16 protein-coding genes are annotated in these 17,957 nt (G+C 75.2%); 6 read left to right on the top strand and 10 right to left on the bottom strand.

Features of this window, described 5'->3' with window-relative positions:
• Positions 1 to 203: 203 nt before the first annotated feature.
• Both ACI8AD_RS16025 and ACI8AD_RS16020 read left to right on the top strand, forming a co-directional pair.
• Complete coding sequence (locus ACI8AD_RS16025) at positions 204 to 860, top strand: LuxR C-terminal-related transcriptional regulator (RefSeq protein ID WP_456871511.1); 657 nt, start codon at positions 204 to 206, stop codon at positions 858 to 860.
• A gap of 228 nt (positions 861 to 1,088) precedes the next feature.
• Positions 1,089 to 1,889, top strand: coding sequence for a response regulator transcription factor (locus ACI8AD_RS16020; RefSeq protein ID WP_456871510.1), 801 nt, complete (start codon positions 1,089 to 1,091; stop codon positions 1,887 to 1,889).
• A gap of 38 nt (positions 1,890 to 1,927) precedes the next feature.
• Here ACI8AD_RS16020 and ACI8AD_RS16015 read toward each other — a convergent pair whose 3' ends face one another.
• Positions 1,928 to 2,818, bottom strand: coding sequence for an ABC transporter permease (locus ACI8AD_RS16015; RefSeq protein WP_456871509.1), 891 nt, complete (start codon positions 2,816 to 2,818; stop codon positions 1,928 to 1,930).
• Positions 2,815 to 3,840 (bottom strand): ATP-binding cassette domain-containing protein, encoded by a 1,026-nt coding sequence (locus ACI8AD_RS16010; protein WP_456871508.1) that lies wholly within the window; start codon positions 3,838 to 3,840, stop codon positions 2,815 to 2,817. The genes ACI8AD_RS16015 and ACI8AD_RS16010 overlap by 4 nt, the downstream gene beginning before the upstream one ends.
• Before the next feature lie 310 nt (positions 3,841 to 4,150).
• On the opposite strand from ACI8AD_RS16010, the gene ACI8AD_RS16005 reads away from it, so the two are divergent.
• A complete protein-coding gene (locus tag ACI8AD_RS16005; RefSeq protein WP_456871507.1) occupies positions 4,151 to 5,506 on the top strand; it encodes a right-handed parallel beta-helix repeat-containing protein in 1,356 nt (451 codons plus the stop codon).
• A 138-nt stretch (positions 5,507 to 5,644) separates the two neighbouring features.
• On the opposite strand, the gene ACI8AD_RS16000 is transcribed toward ACI8AD_RS16005, so the two are convergent.
• Genes ACI8AD_RS16000 through ACI8AD_RS15980 form a run of 5 tightly spaced genes read right to left on the bottom strand, consistent with a single transcriptional unit; the run spans position 5,645 to position 11,646 of the window.
• Positions 5,645 to 6,328, bottom strand: a complete 684-nt coding sequence (locus ACI8AD_RS16000) for an SRPBCC domain-containing protein (protein WP_456871506.1) — start codon at positions 6,326 to 6,328, stop codon at positions 5,645 to 5,647.
• Positions 6,325 to 8,748 (bottom strand): aerobic carbon-monoxide dehydrogenase large subunit, encoded by a 2,424-nt coding sequence (gene cutA, locus ACI8AD_RS15995; RefSeq protein ID WP_456871505.1) that lies wholly within the window; start codon positions 8,746 to 8,748, stop codon positions 6,325 to 6,327. The genes ACI8AD_RS16000 and cutA overlap by 4 nt, the downstream gene beginning before the upstream one ends.
• Positions 8,745 to 9,263: a (2Fe-2S)-binding protein gene (locus tag ACI8AD_RS15990; RefSeq protein WP_456871504.1), complete on the bottom strand. Its 519-nt coding sequence runs from the start codon at positions 9,261 to 9,263 to the stop codon at positions 8,745 to 8,747. Before ACI8AD_RS15990 ends, cutA begins: the two co-directional genes overlap by 4 nt.
• Positions 9,260 to 10,147 carry an FAD binding domain-containing protein gene (locus ACI8AD_RS15985; protein WP_456871503.1) on the bottom strand — a complete coding sequence of 296 codons (888 nt, stop codon included), beginning with the start codon at positions 10,145 to 10,147 and terminating at the stop codon, positions 9,260 to 9,262. Before ACI8AD_RS15985 ends, ACI8AD_RS15990 begins: the two co-directional genes overlap by 4 nt.
• Positions 10,144 to 11,646, bottom strand: a complete 1,503-nt coding sequence (locus tag ACI8AD_RS15980; protein WP_456871502.1) for a uracil-xanthine permease family protein — start codon at positions 11,644 to 11,646, stop codon at positions 10,144 to 10,146. The genes ACI8AD_RS15985 and ACI8AD_RS15980 overlap by 4 nt, the downstream gene beginning before the upstream one ends.
• A gap of 181 nt (positions 11,647 to 11,827) precedes the next feature.
• Between ACI8AD_RS15980 and ACI8AD_RS15975 the strand changes: the two genes are divergently transcribed.
• Entirely contained in the window at positions 11,828 to 13,327 is a 1,500-nt protein-coding gene (locus tag ACI8AD_RS15975) for an FdrA family protein (RefSeq protein ID WP_456871501.1), read from the top strand.
• Positions 13,324 to 14,739, top strand: a complete 1,416-nt coding sequence (locus tag ACI8AD_RS15970; RefSeq protein WP_456871500.1) for a DUF1116 domain-containing protein — start codon at positions 13,324 to 13,326, stop codon at positions 14,737 to 14,739. Before ACI8AD_RS15975 ends, ACI8AD_RS15970 begins: the two co-directional genes overlap by 4 nt.
• A 95-nt stretch (positions 14,740 to 14,834) precedes the next feature.
• Here the strand turns inward: ACI8AD_RS15970 and ACI8AD_RS15965 are convergent, their stop codons facing one another.
• Together ACI8AD_RS15965 and ACI8AD_RS15960 are read right to left on the bottom strand one after the other, a co-directional pair.
• Positions 14,835 to 15,509 (bottom strand): 3-oxoacid CoA-transferase subunit B, encoded by a 675-nt coding sequence (locus ACI8AD_RS15965; RefSeq protein ID WP_456871499.1) that lies wholly within the window; start codon positions 15,507 to 15,509, stop codon positions 14,835 to 14,837.
• Positions 15,506 to 16,174: a 3-oxoacid CoA-transferase subunit A gene (locus tag ACI8AD_RS15960; protein WP_456871498.1), complete on the bottom strand. Its 669-nt coding sequence runs from the start codon at positions 16,172 to 16,174 to the stop codon at positions 15,506 to 15,508. Before ACI8AD_RS15960 ends, ACI8AD_RS15965 begins: the two co-directional genes overlap by 4 nt.
• A gap of 74 nt (positions 16,175 to 16,248) precedes the next feature.
• Between ACI8AD_RS15960 and ACI8AD_RS15955 the strand changes: the two genes are divergently transcribed.
• On the top strand, positions 16,249 to 16,806 hold the full coding sequence (locus tag ACI8AD_RS15955; RefSeq protein WP_456871497.1) for an RNA 2'-phosphotransferase: 558 nt from the start codon (positions 16,249 to 16,251) through the stop codon (positions 16,804 to 16,806).
• On the opposite strand, the gene ACI8AD_RS15950 is transcribed toward ACI8AD_RS15955, so the two are convergent.
• Positions 16,803 to 17,876, bottom strand: coding sequence for a PP2C family protein-serine/threonine phosphatase (locus ACI8AD_RS15950; protein ID WP_456871496.1), 1,074 nt, complete (start codon positions 17,874 to 17,876; stop codon positions 16,803 to 16,805). The genes ACI8AD_RS15955 and ACI8AD_RS15950 overlap by 4 nt on opposite strands.
• Positions 17,877 to 17,957: the final 81 nt, after the last annotated feature.

Here is a 17,957-nt window from a genome sequence, read left to right as displayed (position 1 = left end):
GACTCGGGTATGAACCGGTCCCCCGTTTGAGCACCGTGGGGTCACGGACGGTGGCGGACGGTCGCGTCCCGTCTCTAGGGTCCGTCTCAGGTATGGGGGCGCCGGGCGCCGGACCTGAGCGGAGCAGACGCATGGGCGGCGAGTTGGAGGGACGAGTCCCTCCGCCGAGAGATGCCCAGAACGGGGGCGTCCCGCCGGCCAGGGTGCTGATCTGCGACGACCACGAGGTCCTGCGGACGGGTCTGCGGGCGGTGCTGCGCTGGGCGCCGGACCTGGTCGTGGTCGCCGAGGCCGGTGACGCCGACGCCGCCCTGACGCTGGCCGCCGAGCTGCGGCCGGAGATCACGCTGGTGGGGCTGGGGACCCAGGGCCCCGGGATCCCCGAGCTCGTCCGGGCGCTGACCGCCACGGGCACCCGGGTCGTGCTGCTGGGCGAGGCCGGCAGCGGCGGCGACATGGTCGAGGCGCTGCGCGCGGGCGCCCGCGGTTACGTGCACACCACGGTGAGCTCCGAGCGCCTGGTCGACGGCGTGCGGGCCGTGCTGCGGGGCGAGACCCTGCTCGACGCCACCGTCACCGGTGAGCTGCTGCACCACCTCGACGGCGGGCGGCCGGGCGGGGAGTCCGCGGACCGCAACCCGCTCACCGCGCGTCAGCAGGCGGTGTCCGAACTGGTGGCCGAGGGGCTGACCAACGCGGAGATCGCCGCCCGGCTGCAGGTGAGCCGGGCCACCGTCAAGGGCCACATCACCGTGGCGCTGCGGAGGCTGGGCCTGCGCGACCGCACGCAGCTCGCCATCCACGTCAACCGCGCGACCCGGCCGGGTGACGGTCGCCAGGTTGGTCCCGCCAACGGGTGATCTCCGTGTGGGAAGAGTCACTCTCCGTACTGGCCGACCGACGGGCACGGAGTGTCACCGAACTTCCTGGCAGGAGCCTGGACGCGGGCTGTGGCTCCCGTGCACAGTTCCAGCCTGCACAGACTGATTGCGCGCTACGGTTCGCCCCCGTTCGTGAGACGGACGGGTTCCGCTCGCGGCTGGAGAAACCGGCCTCCACCCCGTCACCGACCGGACAGGGGGAACAGGATGAACTCCGACGACGTCCCGAGCAGGGTGGCGCCGCGGCTGCACCGTCCGCACGGCCCGGGCACGACCGCGCCCGGGCACGTGGGTCCCCCGCGTGCCCGTCCGGCGCCGCGGCCCGTCCGCCCCCTGCTCGCCCGGCCGCCGTCGAGCCTCGTGCGCATCCTGCTGTGCGAGGACCAGGAGGTCTTCCGCCTGGGCCTGCGCGTGGTCCTCGAGGCCGAGCCGGACATGGCCGTCGTCGCCGAGACCGAGCACCTGCCCGGGGCGCTCAGCGCCGCCGCGGACGTGCCGGTGCAGGTCGTCGTCGCCCGGCAGGGCCTGGTCGAGGGCGCAACGCTGCCGCTGCTGCGCGACCTCTGCCACCGCGGGACGTCGGTCCTGGTGCTCGCCGAGCGCCGGGAGGACCCCGGCGCCGAGCTGGTCGAGGTGCTGCGGGCCGGCGTCCGCGGCTACCTGCCCCGGCGCTCCTGCGCCGCCCGGCTGGTCGAGGCCGTGCGAGCCCTCTCCCGCCACGAGCCGGCCATCGACTCCTCGGCCACCAGCGAGCTCGTCCGCTACCTCGCCGACCCCGCGGCGCCGGCCCAGGTCCCCGAGCGCGTCCTCGACCGGCTCACCGACCGGCAGCGCGACGTCGCCGAGCTGGTGGCGCAGGGGCTGAGCAACGAGGAGATCGCGCGCCGGCTGTTCCTGAGCCTGGCCACGGTCAAGAGCCACCTCACCGCCTCGATGCGGCGGCTCGGGGTCCGCAGCCGCACCCAGCTGGCCATCCTGGTCAACCGGGACCGCTCACCGGCCTTCTGAGGGAGGACCCCCCTGCCCGGGGGGTCGGTTCCCGTCCGTCACGAGAGGTCGCGGCGGGTGAGCAGCAGCGCGGTCAGCGCGACCGCCGCGGCGAGGAAGGCGCCCAGCACCCACGCCGCCTGGCCGCCGTCGACCACCGCCACCACACCGGGTGTGCGGACCGGGGTGGCCGACCCGGCCAGCGCCGCCACCAGCGACCCGGCGTTCACCCCCGGCAGCGCCTGCTGCGCGGTCTCGAAGAACCCCAGCAGCGGTGCGGCGACGTTCACGACCAGGCTCTCGACGGCGAGCACCCACACCAGCCCCAGGCCGATCGCCAGCGCGGTGCCGCGCAGCGCCGTCCCGAGCAGCACGCCGAGCGCGCCCCAGGTGGTGGCCACCAGCAGGCCGCCGCCGAAGCCGCGGGCGATCTCGGCCGCACCGGGCCAGTCGGCCGGTGCCGACTCCGCGCCGGCGATCAGCGCGCTGACCCCGGCGGTGAGCGCCAGGCTGACCGCGACCGTGCCGGCGAGCACGGTGACCAGGGCGAGCAGCTGCCCGGCGAGCACGGTGGTCCGCCGCGGCCCCTGGGCGAGCAGCGTCTTGAGCGTCCCCCAGCCGTACTCGCTGCCGGCGAGCAGCGCCCCGAGGGTCAGCAGCAGCGCGCCGCCGAACAGCGGCAGCCCCGACAGCGCGTTGCCGACCAGCCGGTCGGGCAGCGTGCTGGCCAGCAGGGCCTCCGGCGGACTGCCCTCGTAGGAGGACCCGCGCGAGTAGCTGACGTAGGGGATGACCAGGCTGAACACCAGCTGCAGCGCCGGCCACAGCCCCAGCAGCACCCAGGTGGCCGGCCGGCGGGCGAGCTTGAGCAGCTCGGCGCTGACGATGGCCGGCAGCGACCCCGAGGTCCGCCGAGCCGGCAGCGCCAGCGGTGCGGCGGCGGCGCTCACCGGGTCCCCCGGCGCAGCCGCCGCGGGCGCGGTGCGGGCTCCGGTGGCCTCGCCCCGTCGACGTCGGTGAGCTGCAGGAAGACCTCCTCCAGCGTGCGCGCCTCCTGGCGCAGCCCGGTGACGTCGACGCCGGCGGTGACCAGCGCGCGGTTGACCGCCGCGGTCTCCTCCGGCGCGGCCTGCAGGTGCAGCGCGCCGTCGACCACCGAGACCCGGTCGGGCCCCAGCAGCCGCCCGGCGACGGCGACGGCGGTGTCCAGCGGCCGGGCGTCGACGACCAGCCGGCCCAGCCCGCGCAGCTCCTCGACGCTGCTCTCGACCAGCAACCGCCCCGAGGCCACCACCGCGACCCGGTCGCAGATCTGCTCGACCTCGCCGAGCAGGTGGCTGGAGAGCACCACCGTGCGGCCCTCGGCGACCAGCCGGCGCAGCAGCGTGCGGACCTCGGTGATGCCCGCGGGGTCCAGGCCGTTGGTGGGCTCGTCGAGCACGACGAGCGCGGGGTCCTTGAGCAGCGCGGCGGCGATCCCCAGCCGCTGCTTCATGCCGAGCGAGTAGGTGCCGAAGCAGTCGCCGGCGCGGTCGGTGAGGGCGACCGTGTCGAGCACCGCGGCCACCCGGTCGGCCCCCACGCCGGCGTAGCGGGCCAGCACGCGCAGGTTGTCCCGGCCGGAGAGGTAGGGGTAGAGCCCCGGCCCCTCGACCAGCGCCCCGACCTGCGCGACCGACGCGCCGGCCGGGCGCCCCAGCACGGTCGCCGACCCGCTGGTCGGGCGCACCAGACCGAGCAGCATGCGCAGCGTCGTCGTCTTGCCCGCCCCGTTGGGGCCGAGGAACCCGAACACCTCCCCGCGGCGCACCCGTAGCGACAGCGCGTCGACGACGGTCCGCGAGCCGTAGCGCTTCGTCAGCCGGTCGGTGGTGACGACCGGGTCGTCGTCGTGCGGGCGGGTGCCCGGCGCCCGGGCGGTCGTCGAGCCCGGCGCAGGCCGCGGCCCGGCGGTCCCCGTGGCGGTGTGCATGGCCGGAGACTGCCCGGGGCGGTGCCGCGGTGTCGAGCCGCCACGAGTGTCCGCTGCACTTCCGACCCGGGTCGCGGGACCTAGGACCCACCGGTGCACCCCGTGGCGGAACCGGCGCCGATCCGGCGGTCGCACGACACCCCTCCCCAGGCGGACCTACTACCTGAGGCGCGCACAGGTTCATACCCCTGACCCGTTGGACGGCGCCGGGTCCCCAGGGAGTGTGTGCCGCGTTGCCAGGCACTTCACAGGTTCCGAGCCGGCGCTCTCGGCCGCTCCGGGACTTCCTCAGACGCCAGGAAGGCCACTGATGGAACGAACGACGAACACGACCGGAACGAGGTTCCGCGGCCGGGCGGTGCGCACGCTCGCGGTGGCCGGCGCCGGCGCGATGGTGCTCGGCGCCCTCCCCGGGGTCGCCTCGGCGCACGGTGGCGGCGGGCGGATGTGGGACGTCCGGGAGGGCGAGTCCATCCAGGCCGCCGTCGACCAGGCGCGCTCGGGCGACACCATCCGGATCGCCCCGGGCACCTACACCGAGGCCGTCTGCATCGACGGCAAGGGCCTGACCATCCGGGGCGCCGGGCGCGACCAGACGATCATCCAGGCGCCGGACGACAGCTACGACCTCGAGCCGGGCCAGGCGTGCTGGGAGGCGCAGAACGAGGCCGACGGCGAGGACGACGACGCCACGCTGCGCGACAACCTCTCCGGGCTGTTCTTCCTGGACCCGGACTCCCGCGTGGTGGTGAAGGACCTGCAGACGCAGAACCACCCGGCCAACGGCATCTCCGCCTGGGGCGCGGACGGGTTCACCGTCACCGGCACCAAGGGCCTCGGCCACGACCGGTACGGCATCTTCGCGGGCAACTCGCACAACATCCACATCGTCGGGAACGTCGAGGAGGGCATCGACCGGGCCGGCCCGGGCGAGGCGCCGAACTCCGGCACCGCGGGCATCTCGATCGGCGACTCCGCGGACTCGCGGGCGCTGGTCGCCGGCAACCGGGTCCGCAACTACAACCTCGGTGTCTTCCTGCGGGAGGCCAGCGGCGGCCGGGTCGACGGCAACCACGTCAGCGGCAACTGCATCGGGATCCTCACCTTCGACGACGCCACGACGGAGACCCCCGGCGCCCCGGACAACGTCGAGGCCGGCGACTGGAAGATCAACGGCAACGTGTCGCAGGCCAACAACCGGTGGTGCCTGCAGGGACGCGCCGGTGACCAGCGCATCTCCGGTGTCGGCATGGCCGTGGTGAACGCCGCGAACGTGCGGCTGACGGCCAACGTCATCAAGGACCACAACCCGACGATCCCGCCGGCCCAGTTCATCCCGCCGCCGCCGGCGCCGGGAGCGCCGCCGCCGCCCCCGCTGACCTTCCCGCCCGGTGGGCTGGTCCTGCTCAGCTTCGCGCAGCCGCCGGGTTCCGACCCGAACCCGGACGACGACATCCCCGGTCTGGTGACCGACGTCAAGGTCGTCGCGAACTGGTTCGGTGACAACCGCGGGTTCGTCCCGCCGACGTTCCAGCCCGGTCAGATGGACATCTTCGTCGGGCAGGCGTCCCCGACCAACCCGTTCATCGTCGACCCCGGTCCGGGTCTGGAGTTCCGGGCCAACCGCTGCGACGCCAGCTTCCCGGCTGACATCTGCGGCGGCTGACACCACCCGCCCGAGGGCGGTCCCGGCACCCGCCGGGGCCGCCCTCGGCGCGTCCGCGCACCCGGGGACGCAGCGAGGCCCCCCGACCGTGGTCGGGGGGCCTCGTCACGGGTTCGTCACGGGTTCGTCACGGGGTGGTCAGCGGCGGCGGCCCAGCAGCCAGCCGACGAGGACGCCGAGCAGCGTGAGCCCGGCGCCACCGAGCGCGCCGGCCGCGAGGGTCCGCACGTCCGACGACGGCGCGGGCGCGGGGGCCTTCGTCCCGCGGAACACCTGCGGCTCGGGCGCGGCCGGCGTCCCCGCCGGGACCGCGGGCGCAGCGTCGGTCGCGCTGACCGCCGTCGAGGTGGCGCGGGCCGCCGCCGGTGCGGTCCCCACCGGTGCACCGGAGGTCAGCTCCCGGTCGATCGCGGCGAAGAACTGGCCGGCCATCCGCTTCGCGACGCCGGTCATCATCCGCTGCCCGACCCCGGCCACCGGCCCGCCCACGACGGCGTCGGCCGAGTAGGTGAGCGTCGTCCCCTCGTCGGTGGGCTCGAGGTCGATCCGCACCGTCGCGCGCACGTTGCCCGGCGCGCCGGCGCCGGACGCGTGCATCACGTAGGACGAGGGCCGCTGCTGGTCGCTCAGCCGCACCTCCCCGGCGTAGGTCCCGCGGATCGCGCCGACCCCCACCGAGACGTCCATCCGGTACTCGTCCTCGCCGGTCCGCTCCAGCGACTCGCAGCCGGGGATGGTCCGCGCCAGGACGGCGGGGTCGGTGATGACCGTCCAGACCTCCTCGGGCGAGCCGTGCAGCACCGCCGAGCCGTCGAGGTTCACGCAGGCACTCCCGTCTGGGGCGACGTCTGCCGGGAGGCAGCCGTGCGCTCCGCCGTCTCGTCTCTCATCAGGTCGTACAGCTCGGTGGGGGAGATCGGCATCGAGGTGATCCGCCGGCCCACCGCGTCCTCGATCGCCGAGGCGATCGCCGCCGTCCCGGGGATGACGCCGGCCTCGCCGGCGCCCTTGATCCCGAGCGGGTTCAGCGGCGAGGGCGTCTCCTGGTGGTCGATCGCGATGTCGGGCACCTCGGAGGCGTAGGGCATGAGGAAGTCCATGAACGACGCGTTCTGCAGCTGCCCGTCGCCGTCGTAGGCCATCCGCTCGTACAGCGCCCCGCCCACCCCCTGGGCGACGCCGCCCTGCACCTGGCCCTCGACGATCATCGGGTTGACCACGTTGCCGCAGTCGTGCACGACGGCGTAGCGGACGACGTCGATCTCCCACGTCCGCGGGTCGATCTCCACGACGGCCGCGTGCGCGCCCGAGGCGAACGTGGAGCGGATGGGGGAGTAGTAGTCGCGGTGCTCGAGGCCGGGGGCGTCCCCGGGGGCGACCGGCGGCTTGCTGTCGTCGTGGGTGACGAACTGCGTCGCCTGCTTGGCGGCCTCGTCGAAGGCGTAGCGCAGCGGGTTGGACAGCACCGCCACGGTGCGCAGCGGGATCGAGGCCCCCGGCGTGCCCTTGACCTGCACCTGGCCCTCGTCGATCTCGAGGTCGCCGGGGTCGGCCTCCAGGACGTCGGCGGCGATCCGGAGGGCCTTCTCGCGGACCCCGCGGGCGGCCAGCGCGACGGCGTTGCCGCTCATCACCGCGGCGCGGGAGGCGAAGGTGCCGACGGCGTAGCCGAAGCGGCGGGTGTCGCCGGTGTGCACCTCGACGTCGTCGATGGGCACGCCGAGCTCGGAGGCGACGATCTGGGCGAAGACCGTCTCGTGCCCCTGGCCCTGCGAGGTCAGGCCGGTGGAGACCAGCACCTTGCCGCTGCCGAGCACCTGCACGTGCCCGCCCTCGTAGGGCCCGGGCCCGGTGCCCTCGACGTAGAGCGCCATGCCGATCCCGAGCAGCCTGCCGCGGGCCTGCGCGTCGGCCCGCAGCGCCGCGGCCTCGTCCCAGCCGACCAGCGCGACGAGCTTGTCGAGCAGGCCGGGGTAGTCCCCGGAGTCGTAGATGACCGGCCGGCCGTCCTGGAAGGTCAGGCGGTGGTCGTAGGGGAACTGGTCGGGGGTGATGAGGTTGCGGCGGCGCACCTCGGCGCGGTCGAGGCCGAGGGCGTCGGCGATGCGGTCCACCGTCCGTTCCATCGCGTAGCAGCCCTGCGGCCGCCCGGCCCCGCGGTAGGGCGTGACGATGACGGTGTTGGTGTAGACGCTCTCGACGACGACCCGGTAGACGGGGATCGCGTACGGCCCGACCAGCTGGGTGGCCGTGATGATCGGCACGATGATCCCGTAGGGCGTGTAGGCGCCGTTGTCGTGCCAGACGTGCACGTCGAGCGCGGTGATCCGGCCGTCGTCGTCGAAGCCGACGGTGATCTCCTGCCGCTGCTGGCGCTCGTGCGCGCTGGAGATGAAGTGCTCGCGCCGGTCCTCGGCCCACTTCACCTCGCGGCCGAGCCGGATGGCCGCCATCGGCACCAGCAGCTCCTCGGGCCACGGGTGCACGATCTTGACGCCGAAGCCGCCGCCGACGTCGGGCGCGATCACCTCGACGCGGTCCAGCGACAGCTCGAGCTTGGCCGCGATCGCGGCGCGGACCGACGTCGAGGCCTGGGTGCTGGAGTGCACGCGCAGGCTGCCGTCGTCGGCGTCCCAGCGGGCGTGCACGCCCTTGCCCTCCAGCGGCATGCAGGCGCTGCGCTCGATGTACTGGGTGAACGACAGCGTGTGCGGTGCGACGGCCAGCGCCGGCTCGACGTCGCCGGTCTCCTGGTGGTGCCGGGCGGCGACGTTGTCCGGGACGTCGTCGTGGACGGCCGCGCGGGCCTCCCGGGCGGCGTCGACCCCGACGACGACCGGCAGCTCCTCGTAGGTGACCACGATCCGGTCGGCGGCGTCCTCGGCGACGTAGCGGTCGGTGGCCACGACCATGACGACGGGCTCGCCGACGTGGTGCACGACGCCGTTGGCCAGGGCGTACCCGGTGCGCGGCGCGTGCAGCTGCGGGTGCGGGATGAGCACCGGCATCGGCTCGGCCATCGGGCCGGTGAGGTCCTCGTAGGTGTAGATGGCGACCAGGCCCTCGACGTCCAGCGCCGCCTCGACGTCGACGTCGGTGACGCGGGCGTGCGCGTGCGGGCTGCGCACGAAGGCGGCGGCCAGCGCGCCGGCGCCGAGGTCGTCGAGGTAGCGGCCCCTGCCGGTGATCAGGCGGGCGTCCTCGCGCCGCCGCACCGGCTCGCCGAACAGCTTGGTGGTCACTGCGCGTCCCTCATCGTCGCGGCGGCGTGCCGGACGGCCTTCTTGATGTTGGCGTAGCCGGTGCACCGGCAGAGGTTGCCGCCGACGAGCTCGTCGACCTCCTCCTCGGTGATCTCCGCCGCGGTGTCGCGGGCCTCGAGCCCGGCGGCGATGGTGACCAGGAACCCCGGCGTGCAGAACCCGCACTGCAGGGCGTGGCACTCGCGGAAGGCCTCCTGCACCGGGTGGAGCACCTGCCCGCCCTGCTCGTCCTCGCGGGCCAGCCCCTCGACGGTGGTCACCTCCGCGCCGTCGACCTGCACGGCGAGCACCAGGCAGGAGCGCACCGGCGCGCCGTCGACGAGCACCGTGCACGACCCGCACACGCCGTGCGCGCAGCCGACGTGGGTTCCGGTCAGCCGCAGGTCCTCCCGCAGCAGGTCCGACAGCACCCGGCGCACGGGCACGGTGGCCTCGCGCAGGACGCCGTTGACGGTGACGTTGACGGTCCGCTCGCTGTCGACGGACGTGGTCATGCGGCGGTCCTCTCCCGTGCCTCGGCTGCTGCCTCCGCCAGTGTCCGCTCGGTCAGCACGCCGACGAGCAGCCGCCGGTAGTCGGCGCTGGCGTGGATGTCGCCGTCGGGGTCGACCAGCGTGCAGGCCAGCGCCCCGGCGGCGGCCCAGTCGGCGCCGTCGACCGGCTTGCCGGCCACGGCCTCGGTGAGGTCGTGCACCTCGGGCACCAGCCCCACCGAGAGGTAGGACGCCCGGACGGCGGCGACCCGGCGGTCCTCGTCGAGGGTGACGACGACGCCGGCGCCGCAGACGGCGTAGTCGCCCCTGCGCCGGGAGATCTCGGCGAAGGCGGTCCCGGAGCGGTCGGGGAGCGCGGGGAAGAACGCGTCGACGACGACCGCCGGGCCGGCGATCGAGGTCTCCAGCGGGCCGACGAAGAGGTCCTGCCAGCCCACGGTCGAGCGGCCCCCCGGCGTGGCCACGGTGACCGAGCCGCCGGTGAGCGCCAGCACGGCGGTCATCTCCCCCGAGGGGTCGGCGTGCGCGATCGAGCCGACCGTCGTCCCGCGGTTGCGGATGGCGGGGTGGGCCACGTTCGCCGTCGCCCGGGCCAGCAGCGGCTGGACCCGGGCGGCGGCGGTCGCGTCGGGGCTGTCGCGGAGGAGACCGTTGTGCCGGACCAGGGCTCCCACCCGCACGCCGTCCCCGGTGGCCTCGACGGCGTCGAGGCCGGGCACCCGGTTGATGTCCACCAGCGTGGCCGGCGCCGCGAGCCGCATCGCCAGGAGCGGGAGCAGGGACTGCCCGCCGGCGAGCACCTTGGCGCCGGGTTCGGCGGCGAGGACGTCGAGTGCCTCCTCGAGGGACCGGGGGTCGGCGTAGCGGAAGGGAGCCGGTTTCACCTGTCGAGCGTCCCCTTACGGGTGTCGATGCCGGGCCGGCCGACCTCGTCGACCGACGACGGGTCGGGGCTGTACTCGGGGTCGTACCCGTGCCGCCCGGTGTGGGAGCGGTCGTGCGCGCCGGTGTGACCCAGCGCGGGGCCGGTGCCGCCGAGGTACTCGCGCTCGGCCACGAGGGCGGCGCGCATCTCCGCCGGCGCCAGCGCGCGGGCGACGTGCCAGCCGAGGACCGCCACGATCGTGCCCAGCGCGATGCCGCCGAGGGAGAAGTTGTCGGTGATCTGCATGGTCACGTTGCCGATGGCGATGATGATGCCCGCGGCCAGCGGCACCAGGTTGATCGGGTTGGCGAAGTCGACGCGGTTCTCCTTCCAGATCTTCGCGCCGAGCAGGCCGATCATCCCGTACAGCACCACGGTGATCCCGCCGAGGACGCCGCCCGGGATGATGTTGATGAGCGCGCCGAACTTCGGGCACAGGCCCAGCAGGATCGCCACGATCGCGGCCACGTAGTAGGCCGCCGTCGAGTAGACGCGGGTGGCGGCCATGACGCCGATGTTCTCGGCGTAGGTGGTGGTGGGCGAGCCGCCCACCGAGCTGGCCACGACGGTGGCGACGCCGTCGGCGACGATCGCCCGGCCCATGTAGGGGTCGAGGTCGCGCTTGGTCATCTCCGCGACCGCCTTGACGTGGCCGGCGTTCTCCGCGACCAGCGCGATGACGGCGGGCAGCACCAGCAGGCTGAAGTTCAGCGAGAAGCTGGGCGCGGTGAGGTCGGGGAGGCCGATCCAGTCGGCCTGGCCGACGGTGTCGAAGTCGATCCGGTCGCGGGTGACCACCGCGCCGGTGCCGTCGGGCGAGGTGATCTGGCCGGCGGTCGCGTCGAGCAGGATCGACAGCAGGTAGCCGAAGACCAGGCCGAGCAGGATGGAGATGCGGGCCCAGAAGCCGCGCAGCAGCAGCGAGGCGACGATGACGAAGGTCATCGTGGCCAGCGCCACCCACTGGTCCTGGGGCCAGTAGATGCCGGCCACCACCGGGGCCAGGTTGAAGCCGATGAGGAGCACGACCGCGCCGGTCACCGCCGGCGGCAGGATCGCGTGCAGGAAGCGGACGCCGGCGAAGTGGATGAGCACGCCGATGAGGGCCAGCACGACGCCGGAGACCAGGATCGCGCCGACGACGTCCCCGGAGTCACCGCCCTGCGCCCGGACGGCGACGACGCCGCCGACGAACGAGGCGCTGGTGCCCAGGTAGCTCGGCACCTTGTTGTTGACGATGAGCAGGAAGATGATCGTCGCGATCCCGCTCATCATGATCGCCAGGTTGGGGTCGAGCCCCATGACGATCGGGAAGACGAACGTCGCCCCGAACATCGCGACCACGTGCTGCGCGCCGATGCCGACGGTGCGCGGCCACGACAGCCGCTCGTCGGGGGCGACGGCCTCGCCCAGCGGCGGCGTCTTCCCGTCGCCGTACAGCTTCCACCCGAACGCCATGGGGACCTCCTCGACGTGCCCAACCGACGCAGCCGGGAGGTGCACCACCCCCGGGAGGCCGTCACAGTGTCACGCGTCTCACAGGCGCGGAAGTACCTCAGCGCTAAAACTCCGGTGTGCAACAAGATCGTTGCACTGCGGGTATCTCACCGGTGAGGGATCGCCCGGTACGGTCGGCGAGGTGAGCGCACCAGGCCCCGGAGAGGGCGTCTCGCACGTCTCCCTGCGCAGCGGCGTCTACGCCGACTCGGTCCGGTTGATGCAGGTCAGCCGTGACGTCGGCGCGCGCGACGGCGTCACCGCCGTCCTGGTGGCCATGGCCACGCCGCTCAACGTCGAGCTCGCCGAGGGGATGGGGCTCGCGCCCGAGGGCGCGGCCTCGCCCGACCAGCTGCTCATCGCCGTCCGCGCGGTCGACGACGACGCCCTGGCCGCCGCGGTGACCGCCGTCGACGCCGCCCTGTCCGAGCGCGAGCGCTCCCGGGCGACGGCCGACGCGCAGCCGGCCCGCACGATCGGCGCCGGTCTCGACGACCTCGCCCCCGACGCCGCCGCCCTGGCGATCGTCAGCGTCCCCGGGCAGTACGCGGCGCTCGAGGCCGCCGACGCGATCGCCGCGGGCCGCAGCGTGCTGGTCTTCTCCGACGGCGTCCCGGTGGAGCAGGAGGTCGCGCTCAAGCGCGCCGCGCACGAGGCCGGCGTCCTGGTCATGGGGCCCGACTGCGGCACCGCGATCGTCTCCGGCGTCGCCCTCGGCTTCGCCAACGTCGTCCGCCCCGGCCCGGTCGGCGTGGTCGCCGCCTCGGGCACCGGCGCGCAGCAGGTGTCCTGCCTGCTCGACGCGGCCGGCGTCGGCGTCTCGCACGTCATCGGCGTCGGCGGGCGCGACCTGTCCGAGGCGGTCGGCGGACTGGCCACCCTCGACGCCCTCGCCGCGCTCGACGCCGACCCCGCCACCGAGCGGGTGCTCGTCGTCTCCAAGCCCCCGGCCCCGTCGGTGGCCGAGGCCGTGGCGCGGGCCGCCGACGGGCTGGCCACGCCGGTGCGGTCGGCGGCGCTGAGCCCGCGGACGCCCGACCTCACCGCCGCCGTCGAGGCGCTGCTGGCCGACATGGGCCGGGAGGTCCCGCGGTGGCCGTCGCGCCCGGGGCCGGACGACGCCGCGCTCCCCGGCGCGGTCCTCAAGGGCTTCTACTCCGGCGGCACGCTCGCCGACGAGGCGATGCTGCTGGCCGCGCCCGTGCTCGGCGACGTCCGCTCCAACACCCCGCTGCGGCCGGAGCTCGACCTCGGGACGGACCTGTCGGCCGCCGGTCACGTGGTCGTCGACTTCGGCGACGACGCGCTCACCGTCGGCCGGGCGCACCCGATGATCGACCCCACGCTGCGGCTGGAGGCGATCGCGCGGCTGGCCGCCTCCGGTGAGCCGGCGGTGCTGCTGCTCGACGTCGTCCTCGGGTACGGCGCCGACGCCGACCCGGCGGCGAGCCTCGCCCCGGCCCTCGCCGCCGCCCGGGAGCGGGCGCAGCTGCCGGTGGTCGTCGCGCTGGTCGGCACCGAGGCCGACCCGCAGGGCTGGAGCCGGCAGGCCGACGCCCTCGCCGCGGCCGGTGCCGCCGTCTTCGCCTCCAACGCCGCGGCCACGCGGCACGCCCTCGACCTGCTGGGAGACGCGCGATGAGCCTGGGTGGCCTGCTCGACGGCCCGCCGGCGGTGGTGGCCGCCGGTGTCGACGTCTTCTCCGGCGCGCTGCGCGCGCAGGGGACGGCGGTGACCGACGTCGACTGGCGGCCGCCGGCGATCGGCGACCCCGCCGACCTCGCCGCGCTGGCGCTGGACCCCCGCCGCGCCGCGGCCAACCGGACGGGGGTCGAGCGGGTGCTGGCGGCCGGGGCGGTGCTGACCGACGTGCGGCCCGCCGGCGAGGTGCTCGGCCTCGAGGGTCGCGTGCTGCTGCACTCCGGTCCCCCGCTGACCTGGGAGGCGGCGTCGGGCCCGATGCGCGGGGCGCTCCTCGGCGCCTGCCTGTTCGAGGGCTGGGCGGCCACGGTGGAGGAGGCCGAGGCGCTGCTGGCCTCCGGCGGGGTGACCCTCGACCCCTGCCACCACCACTCCGCGGTGGGCCCGATGGCCGGCGTGACGTCGCCGTCGATGTGGGCCTGGTGCCTGGAGGACCCGGTCAACGGCGGCCGCGCCTACTGCAACCTCAACGAGGGCCTGGGCAAGGTGCTGCGGATGGGCGCCTTCGGCGAGGAGGTGCTCACCCGGCTGGCCTGGATGCGCGACGTCCTCGGCCCGCTGCTGGCGCGGGCGGTGCGGTCGATGGCCGAGCCGCTCGACGTCAAGGCCGTGCTCGCGCAGATGCTGCAGATGGGCGACGAGGGGCACAACCGCAACCGCGCCGGCTCGCTGATGACCCTGCGCGAGCTGTCGCCGGCCCTGGTGGCGCTCGACGCGCCGTCCGACGACGTCGCCGCGGCGCTGCGCTTCATCGGCGGCAACGAGCACTTCTTCCTCAACCTCGGCATGCCGGCGGCGAAGCTGGCCATGGACGCCGCCCGCGACGTCCCGGGGTCGACGATGGTCACGGTGATGGCCCGCAACGGCACGGAGTTCGGCGTGCAGACGGCGGGCACCGGCGACCGCTGGTTCACCGGCCCGGCGCAGACCCCGGTGGGCCTGTTCCTCGGCGACTACGGCCCCGAGGACGCCAACCCCGACATCGGCGACTCCGCGATCATGGAGACCTACGGCGTCGGCGGGTTCTCGATGGCCGCGGCGCCGGCGATCGTGCGGTTCGTCGGCGGCACCGTCCCCGACGCGCTGGCCACCACCGAGCGGATGTACCAGCTCACCCTCGCCGAGAACCCGGCCATGGCGATCCCGATCCTGGGCTTCCGCGGCGCCCCGACCGGCATCGACGTCCTCGCCGTGGCCCGCACCGGCTGGCTGCCGCAGATCAACACCGGCATGGCCGGGCGGGTGGCCGGCACCGGCCAGGTCGGCGCGGGGCTGGTGCAGCCGCCGCGGGAGTGCTTCGAGCAGGCGCTGACCGCCCTCGCGCAGGAGGCGCGCCCCGCGACGGCGGCCTGAGCCCCGGCTGCTGCCGCGAGATCGGCGGTCTCGTGGCCATCACCGCCCGATCGCCACGAGACCGCCGATCTCGTCCGCCGGAGTGCGACTCGAGCTCACCCGGGGACGAGCACGGCGACGTCGTCGGCGAAGGACAGCCGGGCCGCGGTGGCGCCCTGCAGGTCGTCGCGGGTGAGCCCGGCGACCATCTCGCGCACGAGGAACCCCTCGCCGGTGACGTCGAGGACGGCGAGGTCGGTGTAGACGCGGTCGACCACGCCGGCGGCGGTCAGCGGGTAGGTGCAGCGCGGCAGGAGCTTGGGCTCGCCGTGCTTGGTGGTGTGCGTCGTCATCACCAGCACCCGCCGGGCGCCGACGGCGAGGTCCATCGCGCCGCCGACCGCCGGCGGGTGGGCGACGTCGTCGGTGGCCCAGTTGGCCAGGTCCCCGGTCTCCGACACCTGGAAGGCGCCCAGGACGGTGAGGTCGAGGTGGCCGCCGCGCATCATGAGGAAGGCGTCGGTGTGGTGGAAGAACGCCCCGCCCGGCAGCAGCGTCACCGGCTGCTTGCCGGCGTTGACCAGCTCGGGGTCCTCCTCGCCGGGCACCGGAGCCGGGCCCATGCCGAGGATTCCGTTCTCCGAGTGGAAGACGACCTCCTGGTCGCTGCCCAGGCAGTCGGCGACCAGCGTGGGCAGGCCGATGCCGAGGTTGACGTAGGCGCCGTCGGGGACGTCGCGGGCGACCCGGCGGGCGACGGCGCGCACGGGCAGGCGCAGGTCGGGCCTCACGCCGGGCCCACCCGGACGACGCGGTCGACGAAGATCCCCGGCGTCACGATCGTCTCCGGGTCGAGCGCGCCCAGCGCCACGAACTCGTCGACCTCGACGACGGACAGCGTGGCGGCCGCGACCATGGTCGGGCCGAAGTTGCGCGCCGCGGTGCGGTAGACCAGGTTGCCCCAGCGGTCGGCCCGCGCCGCCTTCACCAGCGCGACGTCGCCGCGCAGCGGCTCCTCGAACACGTGCCGGCGGCCGTCGATCACCCGCACCTCCTTGCCCTCGGCGAGCCGGGTGTCGGCGCCGGTCGGGGTGAAGAAGCCCCCGAGCCCGGCGGCCGCGGCGCGCATCCGCTCGCTGAGCGTCCCCTGCGGCACCAGTTCCAGCTCCACCTCCCCGGCCCGCCAGCGCTCCTCGAACCAGACCGACCCGGCCGACCGCGGGTAGGAGCAGACGATCTTCCGCACCCGCCGCTCGCGGAGCAGCGCGGCGACGTCGGTCTCGCCGGAGCCGGCGTTGTTGGTGACCACGGTCAGGTCGGTGGTGCCCCGGTCGAGGAGCGCGTGCACCAGCTGCACCGGCACCCCCGACGCGCCGAAGCCGCCGACGAGCACGGTGGCGCCGTCCTCGATGCCCTCGACGGCGTCGGCCACCGTCGCGACCCGCTTGTCGATCACCCGTGCCTCCGCTCCGGTCGGGTGCCGACGCTAACCCGGTGGCGGTGCGCGGGGCCGACCCGCAGGCTGCCCGCGTGGGCAGGGGCACCGGGCCCGACGACGTCGTCCGGGTCAGCAAGCGGTTGTCGTACGTGCTGCGGCACCGGCCCGACAGCGTGGGACTCACCCTCGACGACGCCGGCTGGGTCGACGTCGACGCGCTCCTCGCCGCCCTGGCCGCGCACGGGCTGCCGCTGACCCGCGAGGACCTCGACCGGGTCGTGGCGGCGAACGACAAGCGCCGCTTCGCCGTCGACGGCACCGGCACGCGGATCCGGGCGAGCCAGGGGCACAGCGTGCCGGTCGCGCTGGGGTACGCCGCCGAGCAGCCGCCGGCCGTCCTCTTCCACGGCACGCCGGTGCGCTCCCTGCCCGCGGTCCTCGCCGAGGGGCTGCGCCCGGGCCGGCGGCACGCGGTGCACCTGAGCGCCGACGAGGCCACCGCCCGGGCGGTGGGGGAGCGCCGCGGCCGGGCCGCCGTCCTGCGGGTCGACGCCGCCGCGCTGGCCGCGGCCGGCGCCGTGTTCACCCGCTCGGCCAACGGCGTCTGGCTGGTCGACGCCGTCCCGCCGGGGTACCTGACCGTCCTCTAGCCGGGGACCCGCACGGCGAGCAGCGCGACGTCGTCGTGGCGGGCGACGCGGGCCACGGTGGCCAGGAGGCGGTCGCAGAGCTCCTCGAGGGGGTCGTGCGCGCGCCGGCCGAGCTCCTCGACCAGCCAGGCGGTGCCCTCGTCCAGGGTGCCGTGCCGTCGCTCGACGAGTCCGTCGGTGTACAGCAGCAGCGTGTCGCCCGGGCGCAGGAGGAGCTCGGCGTCGGTCCGGGCGGTGTCCGGCGCCACGCCCAGCAGCGGCTCGGGGGTGCGGGCGAGCAGCCGCACCGCACCGTCCGCGCCGACGAGCACCGGCGGCGGGTGGCCGGCGTTGGACCACCGCAGCCCGGCGCCCTCGCCGGTGGGGGTGACCACGGCGACGACGACGGTGGCCAGCGCGGGCGCCGCCGGGTGGGCCATCACGCGGTCCAGCGCCTCGAGGACCCCGGCCGGGGACGAGGCGTCCACGGCCACCGCGCGCAGCATCCCGCGGACCTCGGCCATGGCGGCCGCCGCCCGGGGGTCGTGGCCGGCGACGTCGCCGATCACCAGCACCGTGCCACCGTCGGCCGCGGGGAGGGCGTCGTACCAGTCCCCGCCGACCCGGGTCTCGCGCACGGCCGGCAGGTAGCGCACCGCGGACTCCAGGGACGGGACCACCGGCGGGGGTCCGAGCAGGTGACGCTGCAGGTTCTCCGCGAGCTCCAGGGACGCCCGTGCCGACGCCGCCTCGGCGCTGACCCGGGCCAGTTCGGCCTCGCGCCGCAGCCGCACCTGGCAGATCCCGAGGGCCACCACGGCCACGACGGCGATCGCCACCAGCCGGACGACCTGGACCGGGAGGGCGGGCCCCGTGTACTGCTCGTCGTAGACCCCCAGCAGGGCCGCGGTGAGCAGGGTCAGCACGCCGTAGACGACGGTGGCGCGACGCCCGGTGAGGGCGGCGGCCACGAGCGGCGCCACCGCGACCAGGCCGATGAGCACCTCCTCGCGCCCGGCGACCACGTCGAGGACGGCCAGCGAGGCCAGCACGCCGGCGGGCGGCAGGTGCGACCGGACACGCCTGCCCACACCCGCCCCCCGTCCCGCGGGTTCGCCGACCGCCGCGTCCGGCCGCCAACGTAGACGAGCCCCGGTGCGGCGCGGACCGGT

Source organism: Geodermatophilus sp. SYSU D00766 (assembly GCF_054049915.1).
The sequence above is the reverse complement of the archived record's forward strand: the minus strand, read 5'-3'. Positions and strand labels throughout refer to the sequence as shown.

What these genes read in the sequence shown, in the direction of transcription:
- ACI8AD_RS16020 (WP_456871510.1), top strand. Translation starts at nt 1,089, where the DNA reads ATGAACTCCGACGACGTCCCGAGCAGGGTGGCGCCGCGGCTGCACCGT.
- ACI8AD_RS16010 (WP_456871508.1), bottom strand. Translation starts at nt 3,840, where the DNA reads ATGCACACCGCCACGGGGACCGCCGGGCCGCGGCCTGCGCCGGGCTCG.
- ACI8AD_RS16005 (WP_456871507.1), top strand. Translation starts at nt 4,151, where the DNA reads ATGGAACGAACGACGAACACGACCGGAACGAGGTTCCGCGGCCGGGCG.
- ACI8AD_RS15990 (WP_456871504.1), bottom strand. Translation starts at nt 9,263, where the DNA reads ATGACCACGTCCGTCGACAGCGAGCGGACCGTCAACGTCACCGTCAAC.
- ACI8AD_RS15980 (WP_456871502.1), bottom strand. Translation starts at nt 11,646, where the DNA reads ATGGCGTTCGGGTGGAAGCTGTACGGCGACGGGAAGACGCCGCCGCTG.
- ACI8AD_RS15970 (WP_456871500.1), top strand. Translation starts at nt 13,324, where the DNA reads ATGAGCCTGGGTGGCCTGCTCGACGGCCCGCCGGCGGTGGTGGCCGCC.